At 62.0% G+C, this 18,963-nt stretch carries 19 protein-coding genes; 17 read left to right on the forward strand and 2 right to left on the reverse strand.

All coding sequences use genetic code 11. From position 1 onward, the window contains the following. Nucleotides 1-469 precede the first annotated feature (469 nt). The 14 genes from HT585_RS20005 (at nt 470) to HT585_RS20070 (ending at nt 13,442) form a co-directional block, all read left to right on the forward strand. Entirely contained in the window at nt 470-1,360 is an 891-nt protein-coding gene (locus HT585_RS20005) for a VOC family protein (RefSeq protein ID WP_176354616.1), read from the forward strand. Beyond that, on the forward strand, nt 1,360-2,202 hold the full coding sequence (kdsA, locus tag HT585_RS20010) for a 3-deoxy-8-phosphooctulonate synthase (protein WP_176354838.1): 843 nt from the start codon (nt 1,360-1,362) through the stop codon (nt 2,200-2,202). Before HT585_RS20005 ends, kdsA begins: the two co-directional genes overlap by 1 nt. A 130-nt stretch (nt 2,203-2,332) precedes the next feature. Further along, on the forward strand, nt 2,333-3,607 hold the full coding sequence (gene eno, locus HT585_RS20015) for a phosphopyruvate hydratase (protein ID WP_176354617.1): 1,275 nt from the start codon (nt 2,333-2,335) through the stop codon (nt 3,605-3,607). Between the two features lie 142 nt (nt 3,608-3,749). Beyond that, nucleotides 3,750-4,070, forward strand: coding sequence for an FtsB family cell division protein (locus tag HT585_RS20020; protein WP_173419805.1), 321 nt, complete (start codon nt 3,750-3,752; stop codon nt 4,068-4,070). Between the two features lie 136 nt (nt 4,071-4,206). Continuing rightward, nucleotides 4,207-5,253: a pyruvate dehydrogenase (acetyl-transferring) E1 component subunit alpha gene (gene pdhA, locus HT585_RS20025; RefSeq protein WP_077498343.1), complete on the forward strand. Its 1,047-nt coding sequence runs from the start codon at nt 4,207-4,209 to the stop codon at nt 5,251-5,253. Nucleotides 5,254-5,270: 17 nt separating this feature from the next. Next, entirely contained in the window at nt 5,271-6,650 is a 1,380-nt protein-coding gene (locus HT585_RS20030) for a pyruvate dehydrogenase complex E1 component subunit beta (protein ID WP_176354618.1), read from the forward strand. A 33-nt stretch (nt 6,651-6,683) separates the two neighbouring features. After that, on the forward strand, nt 6,684-8,015 hold the full coding sequence (locus HT585_RS20035) for a pyruvate dehydrogenase complex dihydrolipoamide acetyltransferase (protein WP_425513771.1): 1,332 nt from the start codon (nt 6,684-6,686) through the stop codon (nt 8,013-8,015). A 66-nt stretch (nt 8,016-8,081) separates the two neighbouring features. After that, entirely contained in the window at nt 8,082-8,723 is a 642-nt protein-coding gene (locus tag HT585_RS20040; protein WP_176354620.1) for an SGNH/GDSL hydrolase family protein, read from the forward strand. 1 nt (nt 8,724) lies between these two features. Further along, nucleotides 8,725-9,306, forward strand: a complete 582-nt coding sequence (locus HT585_RS20045) for a GNAT family N-acetyltransferase (protein ID WP_176354621.1) — start codon at nt 8,725-8,727, stop codon at nt 9,304-9,306. 18 nt (nt 9,307-9,324) lie between these two features. After that, a complete protein-coding gene (gene lpdA, locus HT585_RS20050; protein ID WP_176354622.1) occupies nt 9,325-10,770 on the forward strand; it encodes a dihydrolipoyl dehydrogenase in 1,446 nt (481 codons plus the stop codon). Nucleotides 10,771-10,848: 78 nt separating this feature from the next. After that, nucleotides 10,849-11,100, forward strand: a complete 252-nt coding sequence (locus tag HT585_RS20055) for a GlsB/YeaQ/YmgE family stress response membrane protein (protein ID WP_176354623.1) — start codon at nt 10,849-10,851, stop codon at nt 11,098-11,100. 134 nt (nt 11,101-11,234) lie between these two features. After that, on the forward strand, nt 11,235-12,206 hold the full coding sequence (gene lipA / locus HT585_RS20060; protein WP_176354624.1) for a lipoyl synthase: 972 nt from the start codon (nt 11,235-11,237) through the stop codon (nt 12,204-12,206). A 186-nt stretch (nt 12,207-12,392) separates the two neighbouring features. After that, on the forward strand, nt 12,393-12,983 hold the full coding sequence (locus HT585_RS20065) for a P-loop NTPase family protein (RefSeq protein ID WP_176354625.1): 591 nt from the start codon (nt 12,393-12,395) through the stop codon (nt 12,981-12,983). 9 nt (nt 12,984-12,992) lie between these two features. Continuing rightward, a complete protein-coding gene (locus HT585_RS20070) occupies nt 12,993-13,442 on the forward strand; it encodes a type II toxin-antitoxin system RatA family toxin (RefSeq protein ID WP_176354626.1) in 450 nt (149 codons plus the stop codon). Here the strand turns inward: HT585_RS20070 and HT585_RS20075 are convergent. Next, nucleotides 13,430-13,927, reverse strand: a complete 498-nt coding sequence (locus HT585_RS20075; RefSeq protein WP_176354627.1) for a CinA family protein — start codon at nt 13,925-13,927, stop codon at nt 13,430-13,432. The genes HT585_RS20070 and HT585_RS20075 overlap by 13 nt on opposite strands. After that, a complete protein-coding gene (locus HT585_RS20080; RefSeq protein WP_176354628.1) occupies nt 13,914-15,134 on the reverse strand; it encodes a bifunctional 2-C-methyl-D-erythritol 4-phosphate cytidylyltransferase/2-C-methyl-D-erythritol 2,4-cyclodiphosphate synthase in 1,221 nt (406 codons plus the stop codon). Before HT585_RS20080 ends, HT585_RS20075 begins: the two co-directional genes overlap by 14 nt. Nucleotides 15,135-15,283: 149 nt before the next feature. Here HT585_RS20080 and dusB point away from each other — a divergent pair, with 149 nt between their 5' ends. From dusB to ntrC, 3 genes are read left to right on the forward strand one after another with little or no spacing between them, the layout of a single operon-like run. Then, nucleotides 15,284-16,312 (forward strand): tRNA dihydrouridine synthase DusB, encoded by a 1,029-nt coding sequence (gene dusB, locus HT585_RS20085; RefSeq protein WP_176354629.1) that lies wholly within the window; start codon nt 15,284-15,286, stop codon nt 16,310-16,312. Then, a complete protein-coding gene (locus HT585_RS20090) occupies nt 16,309-17,466 on the forward strand; it encodes a two-component system sensor histidine kinase NtrB (RefSeq protein ID WP_176354630.1) in 1,158 nt (385 codons plus the stop codon). Before dusB ends, HT585_RS20090 begins: the two co-directional genes overlap by 4 nt. Further along, nucleotides 17,463-18,917, forward strand: a complete 1,455-nt coding sequence (gene ntrC / locus HT585_RS20095; RefSeq protein WP_077498331.1) for a nitrogen regulation protein NR(I) — start codon at nt 17,463-17,465, stop codon at nt 18,915-18,917. Before HT585_RS20090 ends, ntrC begins: the two co-directional genes overlap by 4 nt. The last annotated feature ends 46 nt before the right edge of the window (nt 18,918-18,963 follow it).

The following is an 18,963-nucleotide window of genomic DNA, read 5'->3' on the forward strand; positions in this document are numbered from 1 at the left end:
GCGGTTCCCGGCCCCGCCCCTGGTGCCAAGTTACGTCGTGTTACTGTTACGTACTCGCCAAACCCGCGGATTCATTCTTTTCTGTTCTCCAGCGAAATTAGAAAGGGTCCATGCATATGCGCTCCATAGCTTTGTTGTTTGTGCCTGTGGCGATCGCCCTGCTGGGATTGTCGGGCTGTGCTACGACATCATCGAGCAATACGACCTACGCGCAGCCGCAAACTTTCGCCCCTGGACTCGGAGCCTCGAGTACGGGCAATGCCACGGCGGCGCCAGGCTACTATTGACGCTGAGGCAGTTCGGTGCCTGCTGGCAGCCGTAAATCCGCGGCGGGCTTTTCCCGGCGCGCACGGATTCTGTTTGCTGCGGATGTTTGGGGCCAGGCGGCCAATCGGCGCCATGGTCGGCAGCCGGCTTGCATTCGCCGGACAAAAGTTGCAAACAGCGGCAAACCATCAGGGAAACCGCCATGAGCCTCTCCAAGCGCACCGCCCGCCCGCTCGATCATCTCGTGCTGCCGGTGGACGCACTTGAACAGGCACGGCGCCGGCTCAATGATCTCGGCTTCACCGTGGCCGAAGATGCACGCCATCCCTTCGGCACCGAAAATGCCTGTGTCTTCTTCTCCGACGGCACCTATATCGAGCCGCTTGCCGTTGCTTCGCGCGAGGAATGCGAAGCGGCAGCCTTGGACGGCAACACCTTCGTTGCCCGCGACCAGGCATTCCGTTTCCGTCAGGGATCGCAGGGGCTGTCGGCGATCGTGCTCGGCACGCAGGACGCAGCCTCCGACCACATGCGGTTTCGCGCCAAGGGCATCTCGGGTGGCGATATGTTGGAGTTTTCGCGGCCGATGCGGCTACCTGATGGCCGGGAAGGGCTCGGATCCTTCCGGCTGGCTTTTGCCGCCGACCTGCGTTCGCCGGATTTCTTCCTGTTCAGCTGTCAGCGCGTGCGCGCGCTTCCGAGCGATCGCGGCGCGCTCGAGCGGCACGAAAACGGCGTGCTCGGCATTTCCGAGGTCGTGCTTTCCGAAACGAATCCGACCGATTTCCAGTACCTCCTGCAAGAAGCGGTCGATGAGCGCGAAGTCGAAGCGCATTCCTTCGGCATGGACATCGAGACGACCAACGCCAAGATCTCGGTCCTGAGTGCTGCTGGCATGGAGGCCTTCTTCGGCCGCTCGGTTCGCGACGCCGAGCGCGGACTGCGCGGCCGTGCCGTAGTCTTCCGCGTCGCCGATCTCGAAGTGGCGCGTGCGCTGTTTGCGCGCAACGATATCGAATTTTCAGAAATGGGCGGACGCCTCATTGTTCCCGAAATCGCGGGGCAAGGGGTGATCTTCGCGTTTGGAGCTTGATAATGGAAACGAATGCCAGAGTAGTCGTCGGTGAAGGTGCCAAGCAGGTCGTCTTCTCGCAGAAGGAGCGGCTGTCGCTGATCGCCGGCCCCTGCCAGATGGAAAGCCGCGAACATGCCTTCATGATGGCGGGGAAGCTTGCTGAACTGTGCAAGTCGCTGAATATCGGCCTCGTCTATAAATCGTCCTTCGATAAGGCGAACCGCACGTCGCTTTCCGGCAAGCGCGGCATTGGCCTCGACGCGGCGATGGAGATCTTCGCGGACCTCAAGAAGGAATTCGGTTTTCCGGTTCTGACCGACATTCACACCGAGGAACAGTGCGCTCTGGTCGCCCCGACGGTCGACATCCTGCAGATCCCGGCCTTCCTGTCGCGCCAGACCGACCTGCTGGTGGCCGCCGCCAAGACCGGCCGCACCATCAACGTCAAGAAGGGCCAGTTCCTGGCGCCTTGGGACATGAAGAACGTGCTTGCCAAGTTTACGGAGAGTGGCAACCCGAACATTCTTCTGTGCGAACGCGGCGCGTCCTTCGGTTACAACACGCTGGTGTCCGACATGCGCTCGCTGCCGATCATGGCTTCGCTCGGCGCACCCGTCGTCTTCGACGCCACGCACTCGGTGCAGCAGCCAGGCGGGCAGGGTGGTTCGACCGGTGGCCAGCGCGAGTTCGTTGAAACGCTGTCGCGCGCGGCCGTTGCCGTCGGCATCGCCGGCCTGTTCGTCGAAACTCATGAAGATCCGGACAATGCGCCTTCGGACGGCCCGAACATGGTGCATCTGAAGGACATGCCCCGGCTGCTCGAAAAGCTGCTGGCCTTTGATGCTGTTGCCAAGGGCTGATTGAGCCTCGTGAAATTTTCATGAACCCCAGTGGCGCGGTTGTTTTTACATCTTGCGCGCCATTGAAATTCCCGGGCCTTCGCTTATGACAGGCCCGACCCCACCACCGTCCTCAAGCAGGGAAGAGATCATGACTGCAATCATCGACATCATCGGCCGCGAAATTCTGGACAGCCGCGGCAACCCGACCGTCGAGGTCGACGTCTACCTGGAAGACGGAAGTTTTGGCCGCGCCGCCGTGCCGTCGGGCGCCTCGACCGGTGCGCATGAAGCGGTCGAACTGCGCGATGGTGGCACGCGTTACCTCGGCAAGGGCGTCGAGCGCGCCGTCGACGCCGTCAACGGCGAGATCTTCGAGGCGATCGGTGGCCTTGATGCGGAAAACCAGATCCAGATCGACAAGACGATGATCGAGCTTGACGGCACGGCCAACAAGTCGCGCCTCGGCGCCAACGCCATCCTCGGCGTGTCGCTTGCTGTCGCCAAGGCTGCTGCCGAAGCGTCCGGCCTGCCGCTCTATCGCTACGTCGGCGGCCCGAACGCCCACGTGCTTCCGGTTCCGATGATGAACATCATCAACGGCGGCGCCCATGCCGACAACCCGATCGACTTCCAGGAGTTCATGATCGTTCCCGTCGGCGCCGATACGCTGCGCGATGCGGTCCGCATGGGTTCGGAAGTGTTCCACACGCTAAAGAAGCAGTTGGCGGCCGATGGCCACAACACCAATGTCGGTGACGAAGGCGGCTTCGCGCCGGGTCTGGCATCGGCCCCGGCAGCCCTCGACTTCATCATGAAGTCGATCGAGAAGGCTGGCTACAAGCCGGGAGAAGACATGTTCATCGCGCTCGATTGCGCTGCGACCGAATTCTTCAAGGACGGCAAATACGTACTCGAAGGCGAAGGCCGTACGCTGGAGCCGGGCGCAATGGCCGAATACCTGGCGGAACTTGCTGCCAAGTACCCGATCTTCTCGATCGAGGACGGCATGGCGGAAGACGATTGGGACGGCTGGAAGGCCGTGACCGATCTCATCGGCAACAAGTGCCAGCTCGTCGGCGACGACCTGTTCGTCACCAACTCCGCGCGCCTGCGCGACGGCATCAAGATGGGTGTTGCCAACTCGATCCTCGTTAAGGTCAACCAGATCGGCTCGCTGTCGGAAACGCTCGACGCCGTCGAGACCGCACACAAGGCTCGCTACACCGCCGTCATGTCGCACCGTTCGGGCGAGACCGAAGACGCGACCATCGCCGACCTCGCGGTTGCCACCAACTGCGGCCAGATCAAGACCGGTTCGCTTGCCCGTTCCGACCGGCTCGCCAAGTACAACCAGCTGATCCGCATCGAAGAGCAGCTCGGCCTGCAGGCCAAGTACGCCGGCCGCTCGATCCTGCGCGGCTGATAGCCTCGCCCAATCGCTGAAAATTCGACCCGCTCACGGCTGCCGTGGGCGGGTTTTGCTTTATCCGGCCATTCATGGTCAACGGTCGGTTAATCAATGCCGGCTACTCTCACATCTGTATTGCGTATCAGGGTGTGACGGGATGTGGACACGGCATCATAAGAAACGGAAACTGGGCCGGTTGGTGCTGCCGCTGATCGCGGTCGCCTTTCTCTCCTATTTCGGCTATCATTCCATTCACGGCGGCTACGGCTTGAAGGCGACTGAACAATTCGATCGCCAGATCGTTGAGCGGCAGGCCCGGTTGGACGAGCTCACCAAGCAGCGCACGACCCTTGAAAAAGAGGTTCAGCTGATGAGCGACGGTTCGCTGGAGCGTGACATGCTGGATGAGAAAGCTCGCCTCGCGCTCAATATGTCGCGGAGCGACGAAATCGTTATTTTCCACCGCATGACGAATTAACCGAAATTCGGTTAATTGATATTTCACGTTTATTTTCAATAGCTTGCGCGGAATGCGAGCCATGCAAATATGGCATTGCTGTGGCGCTTTTCTTTCCCTATGGTAACCCTCAAAGGCTAACCATTGGGAGGAATGAATGGCTCCGCGAAAAAACGCGTCCGTCTCCAGCCGTAAGACCGCAGCAAAGCCGGCCAAGAAGGACTTGAGCGGCGGCAATATCGCCGACTTCACCAAAGAAGACGAACTGAAAGCCTACCGCGAAATGCTGCTCATTCGGCGTTTCGAGGAAAAGGCTGGCCAGCTCTACGGCATGGGCTTCATCGGCGGCTTCTGTCACCTCTACATCGGCCAGGAAGCTGTCGTCGTCGGCATGCAGATGGCATTGAAAGAGGGTGATCAGGTCATCACCGCCTACCGCGACCATGGCCACATGCTGGCCTGTGGCATGAGCGCCCGCGGCGTCATGGCCGAACTTACCGGTCGTCGCAGCGGTCTTTCCAAGGGGAAGGGCGGCTCGATGCACATGTTCTCCAAGGAAAAGCATTTTTACGGCGGCCACGGCATCGTCGGCGCCCAGGTGTCGCTCGGCACCGGTCTTGCCTTTGCCAACCGCTACCGCGGCAACGACAATGTCAGCGTCGCCTATTTCGGTGACGGTGCGGCCAACCAGGGCCAGGTCTACGAAAGCTTCAACATGGCGCAGCTGTGGAAGCTTCCGGTGATCTACGTGATCGAGAACAACCGCTACGCCATGGGTACCTCGGTCACGCGCGCCTCGGCGCAGACCGATTTCTCCAAGCGTGGCGTTTCCTTCGGCATCCCCGGTTTCCAGGTTGATGCGATGGACGTTCGTGCCGTCAAGGCTGCGGGCGACGAGGCGGTCGAGTATTGCCGTTCGGGCAAGGGCCCGATCATCCTGGAAATGCAGACCTACCGCTACCGTGGTCACTCCATGTCCGACCCGGCGAAGTATCGCTCGAAGGACGAAGTGCAGAAGATGCGGTCGGAGCACGATCCGATCGAGCAGGTGAAGGCGCGTCTGGCGGAAAAGGGCTGGGCGAGCGAGGACGAGTTGAAGCAGATCGACAAGGACGTCCGCGACATCGTCGCCGATAGCGCCGATTTTGCCCAGGCTGATCCGGAGCCGGATGTATCCGAGCTCTACACCGATATCCTGCTTTGATCCGGGGAGGCTCAAACATGCCAGTAGAAATTCTCATGCCCGCCCTTTCCCCGACGATGGAAGAAGGCACACTCTCGAAATGGCTGAAGAACGAGGGAGACAAGGTCTCCTCCGGTGACGTCATTGCCGAGATCGAGACTGACAAGGCCACCATGGAAGTGGAAGCCGTCGACGAAGGTACGATCGGCAAGCTGCTGATCGCCGCCGGCACCGAAGGCGTCAAGGTCAATACGCCGATCGCGGTCCTGCTGCAGGACGGCGAAGGCGCTGGCGATATCGCCGCACCGAAGGCGGAAGCGCCGAAGGCTGCCGCTGCAAGCGAGGCACCGGCCGCTGCCGCATCTGCGCCGGCACCGGTTGCCGCTCAGCCGAAGGTCGAAGTGGCTGCCGACCCGGCTGTCCCGGCCGGCACCGAAATGGTGACGATGACCGTGCGCGAAGCGCTGCGCGACGCCATGGCCGAAGAAATGCGCGCCAGCGACGATGTCTTCATCATGGGTGAGGAAGTCGCCGAATACCAGGGCGCCTACAAGATCACGCAAGGCCTGCTGCAGGAATTCGGTGCCCGTCGCGTCATCGACACGCCGATCACCGAGCACGGCTTTGCCGGCGTCGGCGTCGGTGCTGCCATGACGGGCCTGCGCCCTATCGTCGAATTCATGACCTTCAACTTCGCCATGCAGGCCATCGACCAGATTATCAACTCCGCCGCCAAGACGCTCTACATGTCCGGTGGCCAGATGGGCGCACCGATTGTGTTCCGTGGCCCGAGCGGTGCTGCGGCCCGCGTTGCAGCGCAGCACTCGCAGTGCTACGCCGCCTGGTACAGCCATATTCCGGGCCTCAAGGTCGTCATGCCCTACACGGCAGCCGACGCCAAGGGCCTGCTCAAGGCTGCGATCCGCGATCCGAATCCGGTCATCTTCCTCGAAAACGAGATCCTCTACGGTCAATCCTTCGAAGTGCCGAAGCTCGACGATTTCGTTCTGCCGATTGGCAAGGCCCGTATCCACAAGGTCGGCAAGGATGCCACCATCGTTTCCTTCGGCATCGGCATGACCTACGCGGTCAAGGCGGTTGCCGAGCTTGAAGCGCAGGGGATCGATGTCGAACTGATCGACCTTCGCACCATCCGCCCGATGGACCTGCCAACGGTGATCGAATCCGTCAAGAAGACCGGCCGTCTGGTCACCGTCGAGGAAGGCTATCCGCAGTCGTCCGTCGGTACCGAGATCGCGACCCGCGTCATGCAGCAGGCATTCGACTACCTTGACGCGCCGATCCTGACGATCGCCGGCAAGGATGTGCCGATGCCTTACGCCGCGAACCTCGAGAAGCTCGCGCTTCCGAACGTCGCAGAAGTCGTCGATGCGGTGAAAGCCGTTTGCTACAAATAAGGGGAGGGCCCTTCGATGCCTATCAACATCACAATGCCTGCCCTCTCCCCGACGATGGAAGAAGGCAATCTGGCCAAGTGGCTGGTCAAGGAAGGCGATAAGGTCAAGTCCGGCGACGTGATCGCCGAGATCGAGACCGACAAGGCGACGATGGAAGTCGAGGCTGTCGATGAGGGCATCGTTGCCAAGCTCGTCGTTCCCGCCGGCACCGAAGGCGTCAAGGTCAACGCGCTGATCGCCGTTCTGGCCGCCGATGGAGAAGATGTCGCCGCGGCCGCCAAGGGCGGTAACGGTGCAGCCGCAGCACCGGCGCCAGCCGAAAAGAAGGCAGAGCCGGCCGCAGCACCTGCGGCCGCCAGCGCTCCGGCACCTGCCGCAGCTCAAGCCGTGGCGGCAGCGCCGCAGGCGGCAAAGGCCGACACCGGCGCCCGCGTCTTCTCGTCGCCGCTCGCCCGCCGTCTCGCCAAGGATGCCGGCATCGATCTCTCGGCCATCGCCGGCACCGGTCCGCATGGCCGCGTGATCAAGAAGGACGTCGAGACCGCCGTTGCAGGTGGCGGTGCCAAGCCGGTAGCTGCGCCAGCAGCAGGTGCTGCAGCTTCCGCTGCCGCGCCGCTTGCAAAGGGCATGTCGGAAGACGCCGTTCTCAAGCTGTTCGAGCCCGGCTCCTACGAACTCGTGCCGCATGACGGCATGCGCAAGACGATCGCCAAGCGTCTCGTCGAATCCAAGCAGACGATCCCGCACTTCTACGTCTCGGTCGATTGCGAACTCGACGCGCTTCTGGCGCTCCGTGCCCAGCTCAATGCTGCGTCTCCTGAAAAGGACGGCAAGCCGGTCTACAAGCTCTCGGTCAACGACATGGTGATCAAGGCGCTGGCACTGGCTCTGCGCGACGTTCCGGACGCCAACGTGTCCTGGACCGACAGCAACATGGTGAAGCACAAGCATGCAGACGTTGGCGTTGCCGTGTCCATCCCGGGCGGCCTGATCACGCCGATCATCCGCCAGGCGGAGCTGAAGAGCCTGTCTGTCATCTCCAACGAGATGAAGGACCTCGGCAAGCGCGCCAAGGACCGCAAGCTGAAGCCCGAGGAATATCAGGGCGGCACCACGGCGGTCTCCAACATGGGCATGATGGGCGTCAAGGACTTCGCGGCCGTCGTCAACCCGCCGCATGCAACGATCCTTGCGGTCGGCGCCGGCGAGGAACGCGTCGTCGTCAAGAACAAGCAGATGGTTATCGCCACTGTGATGACGGTCACGCTTTCGACCGACCATCGCTGCGTCGATGGCGCGCTCGGCGCCGAGTTGCTCGGAGCCTTCAAGCGCTACATCGAAAACCCGATGGGCATGCTGGTCTGAGTTGGATAAGGACCGGCCTTCGGGTCGGTCCGTTCCTTTTCGCGCAGCCGAAGGCGGACCCGGACGATGAAAACAGTTCTCTGCTACGGTGACAGTCTGACCTGGGGCTACGACGCCACGGACGGCGGCCGCCATGCGCTTGCCGATCGCTGGCCGAGCGTCTTGCAGACGGCATTGGGCTCTGACGTCCAGATCATTGCCGAAGGCCTGAACGGCCGCACGACTGCCTATGACGATCACCTCGCCGATTGCGATCGCAACGGCGCCAAGGTGCTGCCGACCATTCTCCACAGCCACGCGCCGCTGGATCTGATCATCCTTCTGCTCGGCGCGAACGACATGAAGCCGATCATTCACGGGACCGCGTTCGGCGCCGTGAAGGGTATCGAGCGCCTCGTCAATCTGGTGCGCCGGCACGACTGGCCGGTCGAGGGTGAGGGCGGTCCGGACATCCTGATCGTCGCGCCGCCGCAGCTTTGTGAAACGGCCAACGCGGCCTTTGGTGCGATGTTTGCCGGTGGCATAGAGCAGTCGGCGATGCTGGCGCCGCTCTACCGCGATCTGGCCGACGAACTCGATTGCGGGTTCTTCGACGCGGGATCGGTTGCAAGGACGACACCGCTCGACGGCGTGCATCTGGATTGTGAAAACACCCGCGCGATCGGTCGTGGCCTCGAGCCGGTCGTTCGGATGATGCTCGGGGTCTGAGATGACGGGCGATGTGACCATCAGACCGGCGGAACCAACAGAGGCGGCGGAACTCGCGGTTCTCGTCGACATCGCCTCGCATGGTTTTGCCTCCTGGCTCTGGTCTGGTGCGGTTCTCAGCGGCGCCGCCGATACGGCGTTCGAACGCGGGCGTAACAAGCTGCGCGAGGATGTCGGCCCCGGAAACTGGCGGGATGCCGTCGTTGCCGATGTCGAGGATGAAATCGTGGGCGTGTCGATCGGCTACGGCATCGACGCATCGGCGGTGGAAATCGAAGCGAAACATGCCGTCATCGAACCGCTGCTGGCACTGCAGCGGCGGGTGGTCGGCCACTGGTTCATCGACAGTTTGGGCGTCTACCGTCACCGGCGCGGCCGCGGCATCGGACGCAGATTGATTGCACATGAAATTGCACGCGCCGGCTCGGCGCCGGTGAGCCTGATCACCGAAAGCCACAATGAAGCGGCGCAGGCGCTCTATAGGAAAAACGGCTTTACGGAGACGGATCGGGCTGAGGCCGTGCCGCTCTTCGACGGCAGCAGAAAACACGACTGGGTGCTGTTCACCCGCAAGGTCGCTTGAGACAAAGGCAGGAAACACATGGCTGAGAATTACGACGTCATTGTCATCGGTTCGGGTCCGGGGGGCTACATCGCCGCCATTCGCGCGGCACAGTTGGGTCTCAAGACCGCGGTCGTCGAGCGCGAGCACCTGGCCGGCATCTGCTCCAACTGGGGCTGCATTCCCACCAAGGCGCTGCTGCGTTCGGCCGAAGTGCTGCACTACGCCCAGCATCCGGGAAGCTACGGCATCAAGATCGAAGGTACGGTAACGCCGGACCTGAAGGCGATCGTCGCCCGCTCGCGCGGCATTGCCGAGCGCATGAACGGCGGCGTCGGCTTTCTGATGAAGAAGAACAAGGTCGACGTGATCTGGGGCGAGGCCAAGCTGACCAAGCCCGGCGAAATCGTCGTCGGCAAGTCGACGAAGCCGGCGGTGCAGCCGCAGGCGCCACTGCCTAAGAACACCAAGGGCGAAGGCACCTACACCGCCAAGCACATCATCATCGCTACCGGCGCCCGTCCGCGGGCGCTTCCCGGCATCGAGCCGGACGGCAAGCTGATCTGGACCTACTTCGAGGCGATGAAGCCCGAGGAAATGCCGAAGTCGCTGCTGGTCATGGGCTCTGGCGCCATCGGCATCGAATTCGCCTCGTTCTATCGCACCATGGGCGTGGACGTCACCGTCGTCGAGGTCATGCCGAACGTGATGCCGGTCGAAGACGCCGAGATCTCGAACATTGCCAAGAAGCAGTTCGAAAAGCAGGGCATGAAGATCCACCTCGAAGCCAAGGTGACGAAGGTCGAGAAGGGTGCGAATTCGGTCACCGCCCATGTCGAGATGAAGGACGGCAAGGTCGAAAAGATCACCGCAGACCGGATGATCTCGGCCGTTGGCGTCCAGGGCAACATCGAGAACCTCGGTCTCGAAACGCTGGGGATCAAGACCGACCGAGGCTGCATCGTCATCGATGGCTACGGCAAGACCAATGTTGCCGGCGTCTACGCGATCGGTGACGTTGCCGGCCCGCCGATGCTTGCGCACAAGGCCGAGCATGAGGCCGTAATCTGCGTCGAGAAGATCGCCGGCCTGCCGAACGTCCATCCGATGGACAAGTTGAAGATCCCGGGCTGCACCTATTGCCATCCGCAGGTGGCCTCTGTGGGTCTCACCGAGGCCAAGGCGAAGGCCGAAGGCCGCGACATCCGCGTCGGCCGCTTCCCCTTCGTTGCCAACGGCAAGGCGATTGCGCTCGGCGAAGACCAGGGCATGGTCAAGACGATCTTCGACAAGAAGACCGGCGAGCTTCTGGGCGCGCACATGGTCGGAGCCGAGGTGACCGAACTGATCCAGGGCTTCGTTGTCGCCATGAACCTGGAAACGACGGAAGAAGACCTGATGCACACGATCTTCCCGCATCCGACGATCTCGGAGACGATGAAGGAAAGCGTGCTGGACGCCTATGGGCGTGCGCTGAACGCCTGACGAGATTTGCCGCCGCCGGAACTTTTGGCCCGGTCCCGCATTGATGACGCACCTTGTCCTCAATGCACGGAGATCACCATGGCCCTGAACGGCGTCGGCATCCTGGCCGCGATCATCATCGGCGGTTTCGCTGGATGGCTCGCGGAAAAGTTCATGAAGAGCGATGTGGGGCTGTTCATGAACATAGCGCTCGGCATGATCGGTGCAGTGGTGCTGAACGTCATTCTGGCAGCCTTCGGCATGGCCTTTGCCGGCTGGCTCGCCTATCTGGTCATCGGTTTCATCGGCGCCTGCCTGTTGATCGCCGTTGGCCGCGCTGTCAAACGATAGTCTGCGACGCTTCCAGCGCTAGCGGTCGGGCTGTCGAGCAAAAGGTGGCCTGACATTTCCCGTCGAGCCATCTATATAGATCGAAAATGGGTCTGCCGGCACGAAGCCGCAGCCGCCGCGACGAGGAAGACAGTATGGTAACGGTGTTCGATGCCGTCTCTGAACGGGCGCAACGCGTCCGCCATCCGGAAAAGGCCCACAAGCCCGATACCGAGATGCTGCGCAAGCCGGAGTGGATCCGCGTCAAGGCGCCGACCTCCAAGGGCTACCAGGAAACGCGCGAACTGGTGCGCTCGCACAAGCTCGTTACGGTCTGTGAAGAAGCGGGTTGCCCGAATATCGGCGAGTGCTGGGACAAGAAGCACGCCACCTTCATGATCATGGGCGAGATCTGTACCCGCGCCTGCGCCTTCTGCAATGTCTCGACCGGCAAGCCGAATGCGCTCGACATGGCGGAACCCGAGAATGTCGCCAAGGCCGTCAAGCAGATGGGCCTCAGCCACGTCGTCATCACCTCGGTCGATCGCGACGATTTGGCCGACGGTGGCGCCGAACATTTCGAGAAGGTGATCTGGGCGATCCGTGCCGCTTCGCCGTTGACCACGATCGAAATCCTCACGCCCGACTTCTTGAAGAAGCCAGGCGCATTGGAGCGCGTTGTCGCTGCCAAGCCGGATGTGTTCAACCACAATATGGAAACGGTGCCGGGCAACTATCTCACTGTCCGTCCGGGCGCCCGTTACTTCCACTCCATTCGCCTGCTTCAGCGCGTCAAGGAACTGGATCCGACGATGTTCACCAAGTCCGGCATCATGGTCGGCCTTGGCGAAGAGCGTAACGAAGTGCTGCAGTTGATGGACGACCTGCGCACCGCCGACGTCGATTTCATGACCATCGGCCAATACCTGCAGCCGACCCGCAAGCATCACAAGGTCGAGAAGTTCGTGACCCCGGAGGAATTCAAGTCTTACGAGACGGTTGCCTATACCAAGGGCTTCCTCATGGTCGCCTCGAGCCCGCTGACCCGCTCCTCGCACCACGCCGGCGACGATTTCGCTCGCCTGCGTGCAGCTCGCGAAAAGAAGCTGGCGGCCGCGGCCGGGTAAGGCCGAGACCTTTAGGGACAACAGGAGCTCCGGCCTTAGCGCCGGAGTTTTTCGTTTGTCGACCCGTCGCTTGCGCCCTTCGGCGTCGCCTCGCGCCGGGTATTGTGCATCCGATCGATCTTGAGATTTCGATGGGGGCTGCGATACAACCGACCGTGGCTCGGGATTGTTGGACGGAATGTGTCGATGGATCAGCCAGTGGCGACCGGGAAGGTGCTCTACGTCGATGACGCCGCGGCTGCCGACCATATCCGTAACGCTCGGCGTATCCTCGTTGTCGGATGTTCCGGAGGCGGCAAGTCAACGCTTTCGCAAAAGCTCGCTCGGCACTTCAACTTGACCTACATCTCGATCGACCGCGATATCCTGTGGCTACCCGGTTGGGAGCAGCGTGATCGGGCCGAGCAACGTCAGCGCATCGTCGAGAGGATTGCCGCCGAACGCTGGGTCATGGATGGCACCGGTCCGTCCACCTTCGATCTCCGCGTGCCGAGGAGCGATGTCGTGATCTGGGTGCGGATGCCGAGGCTTCTGTGCATCTGTGGCGTCCTCACCCGCTGGCTGAAGTATTTTGGGCGCACCCGCCCAGAGATGGCGCCAGGCTGCATCGAGAAGGTTGACTGGGAATTCATCCAATTCATCTGGACCTTCGAGCGGAAATTCTCGCCGCGGATTGTCGCAGGCCTGGCAGAGCATGGCCCTGACGTGCCGGTTCTGCAGTTGAAATCGCGCGGCCAGATGCAGAGGCTTCTTGATCTTCTCGGTCTACCCCCTTAACTCCCCTCTATGCCGCACTTTGAAACGAACCATGTCGTCAAGCACACGGCCGACCAGATGTTCGATCTCGTCGCCGATGTCGAACAGTATCCGCAGTTCCTTCCGCTCTGCGAGGCGCTGACCGTGCGCTCGCGCAAGGAGAGGGATGGAAAAATCCTGCTGCTGGCCGACATGACCGTCGGCTACAAGGCGATCCGCGAGACCTTTACGACGCAGGTGCTGCTCAACAAGGCCGAGCGCGTGATCGAGGTCAAATACATCGACGGGCCGTTCAAGTATCTCGACAATCGCTGGCGTTTCGAGCCTGTGGGCGAGGGGCAATCGGCCGTGCATTTCTACATCGACTACGAGTTCAAGAGCCGCATCCTCGGAGCGTTGATGGGCTCTATGTTCGACCGCGCCTTCCGCATGTTCTCCGACGCGTTCGAAAAGCGCGCCGACAAGATCTACGCCGTCTGAGCGACTTCGCTCAGCATCTCCAGAGCCGTTCGGATGGTTGCCAGTCGGACGGCGTCGCGCCCGATATCGCCGTAGCGCATCTCGCGGTGGAGTGCCGTGCCGTTGCGGCCCGTTGCCGAAAGATGGACGAGGCCGACCGGCTTTTCCACCGATCCGCCACCCGGCCCGGCGATGCCGGTGACGGCGACGGCAAAGTCAGCCTCGGAGCGCGCGACCGCGCCGCGCGCCATTTCTATGGCCGTTTGCCTTGAAACAGCACCGTGCGCGGCAAGCGTTGCCGGATCGACGCCGAGCATCTGGATCTTGGCGTCGTTGGAATAGGTGACGAAACCGCGATCGACGACCGCCGACGATCCGGCAATTTCCGTCAGCGCACCGGCAATCAGCCCGCCGGTGCAGGATTCGGCCGTTGCCACCTTGAGGCCGCGGGCGGTGAAATCGGCAATGATCTTGCCGGCCATCGTTTGAATGTCATTCGGCCACATCGCGCGCCCCTGAGGTGTAAACCACGGTTGCGGTCGCGATTGCGGCGATACCCTCGTCGCGACCGACAAAGCCGAGCCGCTCATTCGTCGTCGCCTTGACCGAGCAACGGTCGAGATCGATGCCGAGCATGGCGGCAAGGTTCTCGCGCATCGCCTGGCGATGCGGGCCCACCTTCGGCGCCTCGGCGATCAGCGAGATGTCGGCATTGGTGATCGTGCCGCCGCGCTGGCGCACGATGTTGGCCGCATGTTCGAGGAAGATACTCGAGGCGGCACCCTTCCACTGTGGGTCGGATGGTGGAAAATGGTCGCCGATATCGCCGGCGCCGCAGGTGGCAAGCAGGGCATCGGTGAGCGCGTGCAGGGCGACATCGGCATCCGAATGGCCTGAGAGCTTCTTGGTGTGAGGGATCAGGACGCCACAAAGCGTCACGCCATCGCCTTCCACCAGCTGGTGCACGTCATAGCCATTGCCGGTGCGCACATCCGGAATGAGATAGCGCTTGAGTTTTTCGTCGGCCATGGCGATGTCCCTTTTCAGTGTGAGCTTGACGTTGTCGACCGTGCCTTCGACGAGCTTGACCGGGATGCCTGCCCATTCGGCGATCGAGGCGTCGTCGGTAAAATCCGTCCGTCCGCTGCTGGCTGCGGCCCTATGGGCGTCGAGGATGATCTTGAGGTCGAAGGTTTGCGGCGTCTGCGCCGCATGCAGATGGTTGCGCGAAACGGTTTCGGTCACTGTCCCGGCGGCATCGACGCGTTTCAGTGTGTCCGACACGGCTATCGCCGGCAGCACGGCACGCGCCCCCTCTGCCAAAGCGTTGGCGCAGCGAGACAGCAGGGCATGATCGGCAAAGGGACGCACGGCATCGTGGATCATCACGTGACGTGAGCCGGTTGCTGCTACGGCTTCAAGGCCGGCAAGAACCGATTGCTGCCGCGTCGCGCCGCCGTGCACGACGATCAACTCGCGGGCGGGTGATCGCCGGCGTGCGGCCGCCAGCAGATCCTCGTCATCGGGGTGGATCACGACCACGATCTGGCCGGCCCCGGGCCATGTCGCGAAAGTATCAAGCGTATGGGCGATAACCGGCCTGTCGCCGATGGTGCGGTACTGCTTCGGACCTTCTGCCGACTGTCCGGCGCGTTCGCCGCGCCCTGCTGCAACGATCACAATGCCGCAGGAAAGCTGTTCTTCAGGCTGCATCTTCTGTATGTGGTCCCGGATTTCGCCAATCTTCGCCGTGATGTACCGCGAAGGTCCGTGCTTTGCCAGCCGAACAGGGAAATTTGCCCGACGCTTCGAAATCACTTGGCAAGCCAGAGAACAATGTCTAAAAATAGTGCAAGAACAACATGTGCCTGAAAGATATGCATTTGCCAACTCCGGCTCTGTCATCACCGCTTCGGATCGGGAATATCGAAATCCGCAACCGGGTGGCGCTCGCCCCGATGTCTGGCGTTACGGACCTGCCGTTCCGCACCCTGGCCTGGCGCTTCGGTGCGGGGTTTGTCGTGACGGAAATGGTGGCGAGCCGTGAGTTGGTCGGTAACGCTTCCGAATCCTGGGCGAGGCTGAAGAACTCCGGCATCAAGCCGCACATCGTTCAGCTGGCCGGCCGTGAAGCGCATTGGATGGCGGAGGCGGCGAAAATCGCAGCGGCCAACGGCGCGGATATCATCGATATCAATATGGGTTGCCCGGCAAAGAAAGTGACGGGCGGCTATTCCGGCTCGGCGCTGATGCGCGATCCCGATCACGCTCTGTCGCTGGTCGAGGCGACCGTGAAGGCCGTGGATGTGCCGGTCACCCTGAAGATGCGACTTGGCTGGGACGAGAATTCAATCAACGCGCCGCTGATCGCCAGAAGGGCGCAGGACGCTGGCGTCCAGGCGATAACGGTGCATGGCCGCACGCGGATGCAATTTTACACTGGCAAAGCCGATTGGGATGCGATCCGCGCCGTGCGCGAGGTCGTCTCCGTGCCGCTCGTTGCCAATGGCGACGTCGATACGGTGGCTGATGCACAGGAGATTCTCCAGCGTTCCGGGGCCGACGCCGTCATGGCTGGGCGGTCCTCGCAGGGCCGTCCCTGGCATGTCGGCGTTCTCGCCGGTGGTGCAGGCCATCCCGAACAGGCTGAGATCGCCGACATTTTCGTGGAGCACTATGAAATGATGCTCGAATTCTACGGTGCCGACACGGGCTTGAGGCATGCACGCAAGCATGTCGGCTGGTACCTGGACCGTTTCGCATCCGACCTTTCCGGGACGGAGAAGGGGGCGATCCTGACGTCGACCGATCCTAAATCCGTCGCCGCGCGTGCCTCGGACGCCATTCGCAGTTCGCGCGCGCCCCTCTCCAGCGAAGGGATCGCGGCATGACGGACAAGCCCAGTACTCCCGAAGCCGTGACGGCAGCCAACGGGCTGTCGATGGCCGTTCTGAATGCCATTCAGAACCCGGTGATCCTCGTCGATCAGAATGGACTGGTCGCCTTTGCCAACTGGGAAGCCGAATCCTTCTTCGGCGCCAGTGCCAATCATCTCGCCCGCCACGATATCAGCGCCTTCATCCCGTTCGGCAGTCCGCTTCTGACCCTGATCGAGCAGGTGCGCGAGCGCAAGGCGCCGGTCAACGAGTATCGTGTCGATCTGAGTTCGCCGCGGCTGGGTGCCGACAAGCTGGTTGATCTCTACGTGGCACCGGTGATTTCGGAACCCGGCTCCGTGGTGGTTGTGTTCCAGGAACGGTCGATGGCCGACAAGATCGACCGTCAGCTGACCCATCGCGCGGCGGCGCGCTCCGTCACCGGCCTTGCCTCGATGCTGGCGCATGAGATCAAGAATCCGCTTTCCGGCATTCGGGGGGCGGCGCAATTGCTGGAGACCTCCGTCAACGACGAGGATCGGGCACTGACGCGGCTGATCTGCGACGAGACCGACCGGATCGTTTCGCTGGTCGATCGGATGGAAGTGTTCTCCGACGAGAGGCCGGTAGATCGCGTGCCGCTCAACATTCACTCCGTGCTCGATCACGTGAAGGCGATCGCTCGGGCTGGCTTTGCGCGCCGGATCAAGGTGACGGAGAACTACGACCCGTCGCTTCCTTCCGTCTTTGCCAACCGCGACCAACTGGTGCAGGTGTTTCTCAATCTCATCAAGAATGCGGCCGAAGCGATCGGCGACCGGCCGGAAGGCGAGATCATGCTGACGACCGCCTACAGGCCCGGTATTCGCCTTTCGGTCGCCGGGACCCGCGAGAAGATCTCGCTGCCACTGGAGTTCTGCGTGCACGACAATGGCCCGGGTGTTCCCTCCGACCTGTTGCCGCATCTGTTCGATCCGTTCATCACCACCAAGACCAACGGTTCCGGCCTTGGGCTGGCGCTGGTTGCCAAGATCATCGGCGGGCATGGCGGCATCGTCGAATGCGACAGCCAGCAGAACCGCACGACTTTCCGCGTCCTGATGCCTGCCTCCAAGGGGCAGGCGGCGGATGAAGACGACATGCCTATGACAAAAGGAAACATTGCATGACGGGTGCCACGATCCTCGTCGCGGATGACGACGCAGCCATTCGCACCGTGCTCAATCAGGCGCTGAGCCGCGCCGGCTACGACGTGCGGATCACGTCGAATGCGGCGACGCTCTGGCGCTGGATTTCCGCCGGCGACGGCGATCTGGTCGTCACCGACGTCGTCATGCCCGACGAGAATGCCTTCGACCTGCTGCCGCGCATCAAGAAGGCGCGCCCGGACCTGCCGGTTCTTGTCATGAGTGCGCAGAACACCTTCATGACGGCGATCAAGGCTTCCGAGAAAGGCGCTTACGACTACCTGCCGAAGCCGTTCGATCTCACCGAACTGATCGGCATTATCGGCCGGGCGCTGGCCGAGCCGAAGCGCCGCCCGGCAAAGATCGATGACGATTCGCAGGATGGCATGCCGCTCGTCGGCCGCTCCGCCGCGATGCAGGAAATCTACCGCGTTCTCGCCCGCCTGATGCAGACCGATCTCACGCTGATGATCACCGGCGAATCCGGCACCGGCAAGGAGCTGGTGGCCCGCGCACTGCATGACTACGGCAAGCGCCGCAACGGTCCCTTCGTAGCCATCAACATGGCGGCGATCCCGCGCGACCTGATCGAATCGGAACTGTTCGGTCACGAAAAGGGCGCCTTTACCGGTGCGCAGACACGTTCGACCGGTCGTTTCGAACAGGCCGAAGGTGGCACGCTCTTCCTCGACGAGATCGGCGACATGCCGATGGATGCGCAGACGCGGTTGTTGCGCGTGCTGCAGCAGGGCGAATATACCACCGTGGGCGGCCGCACGCCGATCCGCTCGGACGTCCGCATTGTTGCGGCAACCAACAAGGACCTGAAGCAGTCGATCAATCAGGGTCTCTTCCGCGAGGACCTGTATTACCGGCTGAATGTGGTGCCGCTGCGCCTGCCGCCGCTGCGCGACCGTGCGGAAGACATTCCCGATCTCGTCCGCCATTTCGTCCAGCAGGCCGAAAAAGAGGGCCTGGATGTCAAGCGTTTCGATCAGGAGGCGCTTGAGCTGATGAAGGCGCATCCCTGGCCGGGCAACGTGCGCGAACTCGAAAACCTCGTGCGACGGCTGACGGCGCTTTATCCACAGGACGTCATCACGCGGGAGATCATCGAAAACGAGTTGCGGTCGGAAATCCCCGACAGCCCCATCGAAAAGACGCAAGCGCGCAACGGCTCTCTTTCGATCTCGCAGGCGGTCGAGGAGAACATGCGACAATATTTTGCCAGCTTCGGAGATGCGCTTCCGCCGAGCGGTCTTTACGAACGGGTGCTCGCCGAGATGGAGTATCCACTCATCCTTGCCGCTTTGACGGCGACGCGGGGAAACCAGATCAAGGCCGCCGATCTGCTCGGCCTCAACCGCAACACGCTGCGCAAGAAGATCCGCGAACTCGGCGTCTCTGTGTATCGCAGCTCACGTACGGCTTGACTTGGTCACAACCACCGTTGCATTTTCGCCACAATACGTTGCTTGA

Source organism: Ensifer oleiphilus (assembly GCF_013371465.1).
GTDB classification, from domain to species: Bacteria; Pseudomonadota; Alphaproteobacteria; order Rhizobiales; family Rhizobiaceae; genus Ensifer; species Ensifer oleiphilus.

Excerpts from the sequence above, each read along its gene's own strand:
- HT585_RS20070 (WP_176354626.1), top strand. The coding sequence starts at position 12,993 with ATGCCGCACTTTGAAACGAACCATGTCGTCAAGCACACGGCCGACCAG.
- lpdA (WP_176354622.1), top strand. The coding sequence starts at position 9,325 with ATGGCTGAGAATTACGACGTCATTGTCATCGGTTCGGGTCCGGGGGGC.
- HT585_RS20090 (WP_176354630.1), top strand. The coding sequence starts at position 16,309 with ATGACGGACAAGCCCAGTACTCCCGAAGCCGTGACGGCAGCCAACGGG.
- HT585_RS20020 (WP_173419805.1), top strand. The coding sequence starts at position 3,750 with ATGTGGACACGGCATCATAAGAAACGGAAACTGGGCCGGTTGGTGCTG.
- pdhA (WP_077498343.1), top strand. The coding sequence starts at position 4,207 with ATGGCTCCGCGAAAAAACGCGTCCGTCTCCAGCCGTAAGACCGCAGCA.
- HT585_RS20040 (WP_176354620.1), top strand. The coding sequence starts at position 8,082 with ATGAAAACAGTTCTCTGCTACGGTGACAGTCTGACCTGGGGCTACGAC.
- HT585_RS20065 (WP_176354625.1), top strand. The coding sequence starts at position 12,393 with ATGGATCAGCCAGTGGCGACCGGGAAGGTGCTCTACGTCGATGACGCC.
- dusB (WP_176354629.1), top strand. The coding sequence starts at position 15,284 with ATGTGCCTGAAAGATATGCATTTGCCAACTCCGGCTCTGTCATCACCG.
- HT585_RS20080 (WP_176354628.1), bottom strand. The coding sequence starts at position 15,134 with ATGCAGCCTGAAGAACAGCTTTCCTGCGGCATTGTGATCGTTGCAGCA.
- HT585_RS20005 (WP_176354616.1), top strand. The coding sequence starts at position 470 with ATGAGCCTCTCCAAGCGCACCGCCCGCCCGCTCGATCATCTCGTGCTG.
- HT585_RS20035 (WP_425513771.1), top strand. The coding sequence starts at position 6,684 with ATGCCTGCCCTCTCCCCGACGATGGAAGAAGGCAATCTGGCCAAGTGG.
- HT585_RS20075 (WP_176354627.1), bottom strand. The coding sequence starts at position 13,927 with ATGTGGCCGAATGACATTCAAACGATGGCCGGCAAGATCATTGCCGAT.
- eno (WP_176354617.1), top strand. The coding sequence starts at position 2,333 with ATGACTGCAATCATCGACATCATCGGCCGCGAAATTCTGGACAGCCGC.
- HT585_RS20045 (WP_176354621.1), top strand. The coding sequence starts at position 8,725 with ATGACGGGCGATGTGACCATCAGACCGGCGGAACCAACAGAGGCGGCG.
- ntrC (WP_077498331.1), top strand. The coding sequence starts at position 17,463 with ATGACGGGTGCCACGATCCTCGTCGCGGATGACGACGCAGCCATTCGC.
- HT585_RS20055 (WP_176354623.1), top strand. The coding sequence starts at position 10,849 with ATGGCCCTGAACGGCGTCGGCATCCTGGCCGCGATCATCATCGGCGGT.
- lipA (WP_176354624.1), top strand. The coding sequence starts at position 11,235 with ATGGTAACGGTGTTCGATGCCGTCTCTGAACGGGCGCAACGCGTCCGC.
- HT585_RS20030 (WP_176354618.1), top strand. The coding sequence starts at position 5,271 with ATGCCAGTAGAAATTCTCATGCCCGCCCTTTCCCCGACGATGGAAGAA.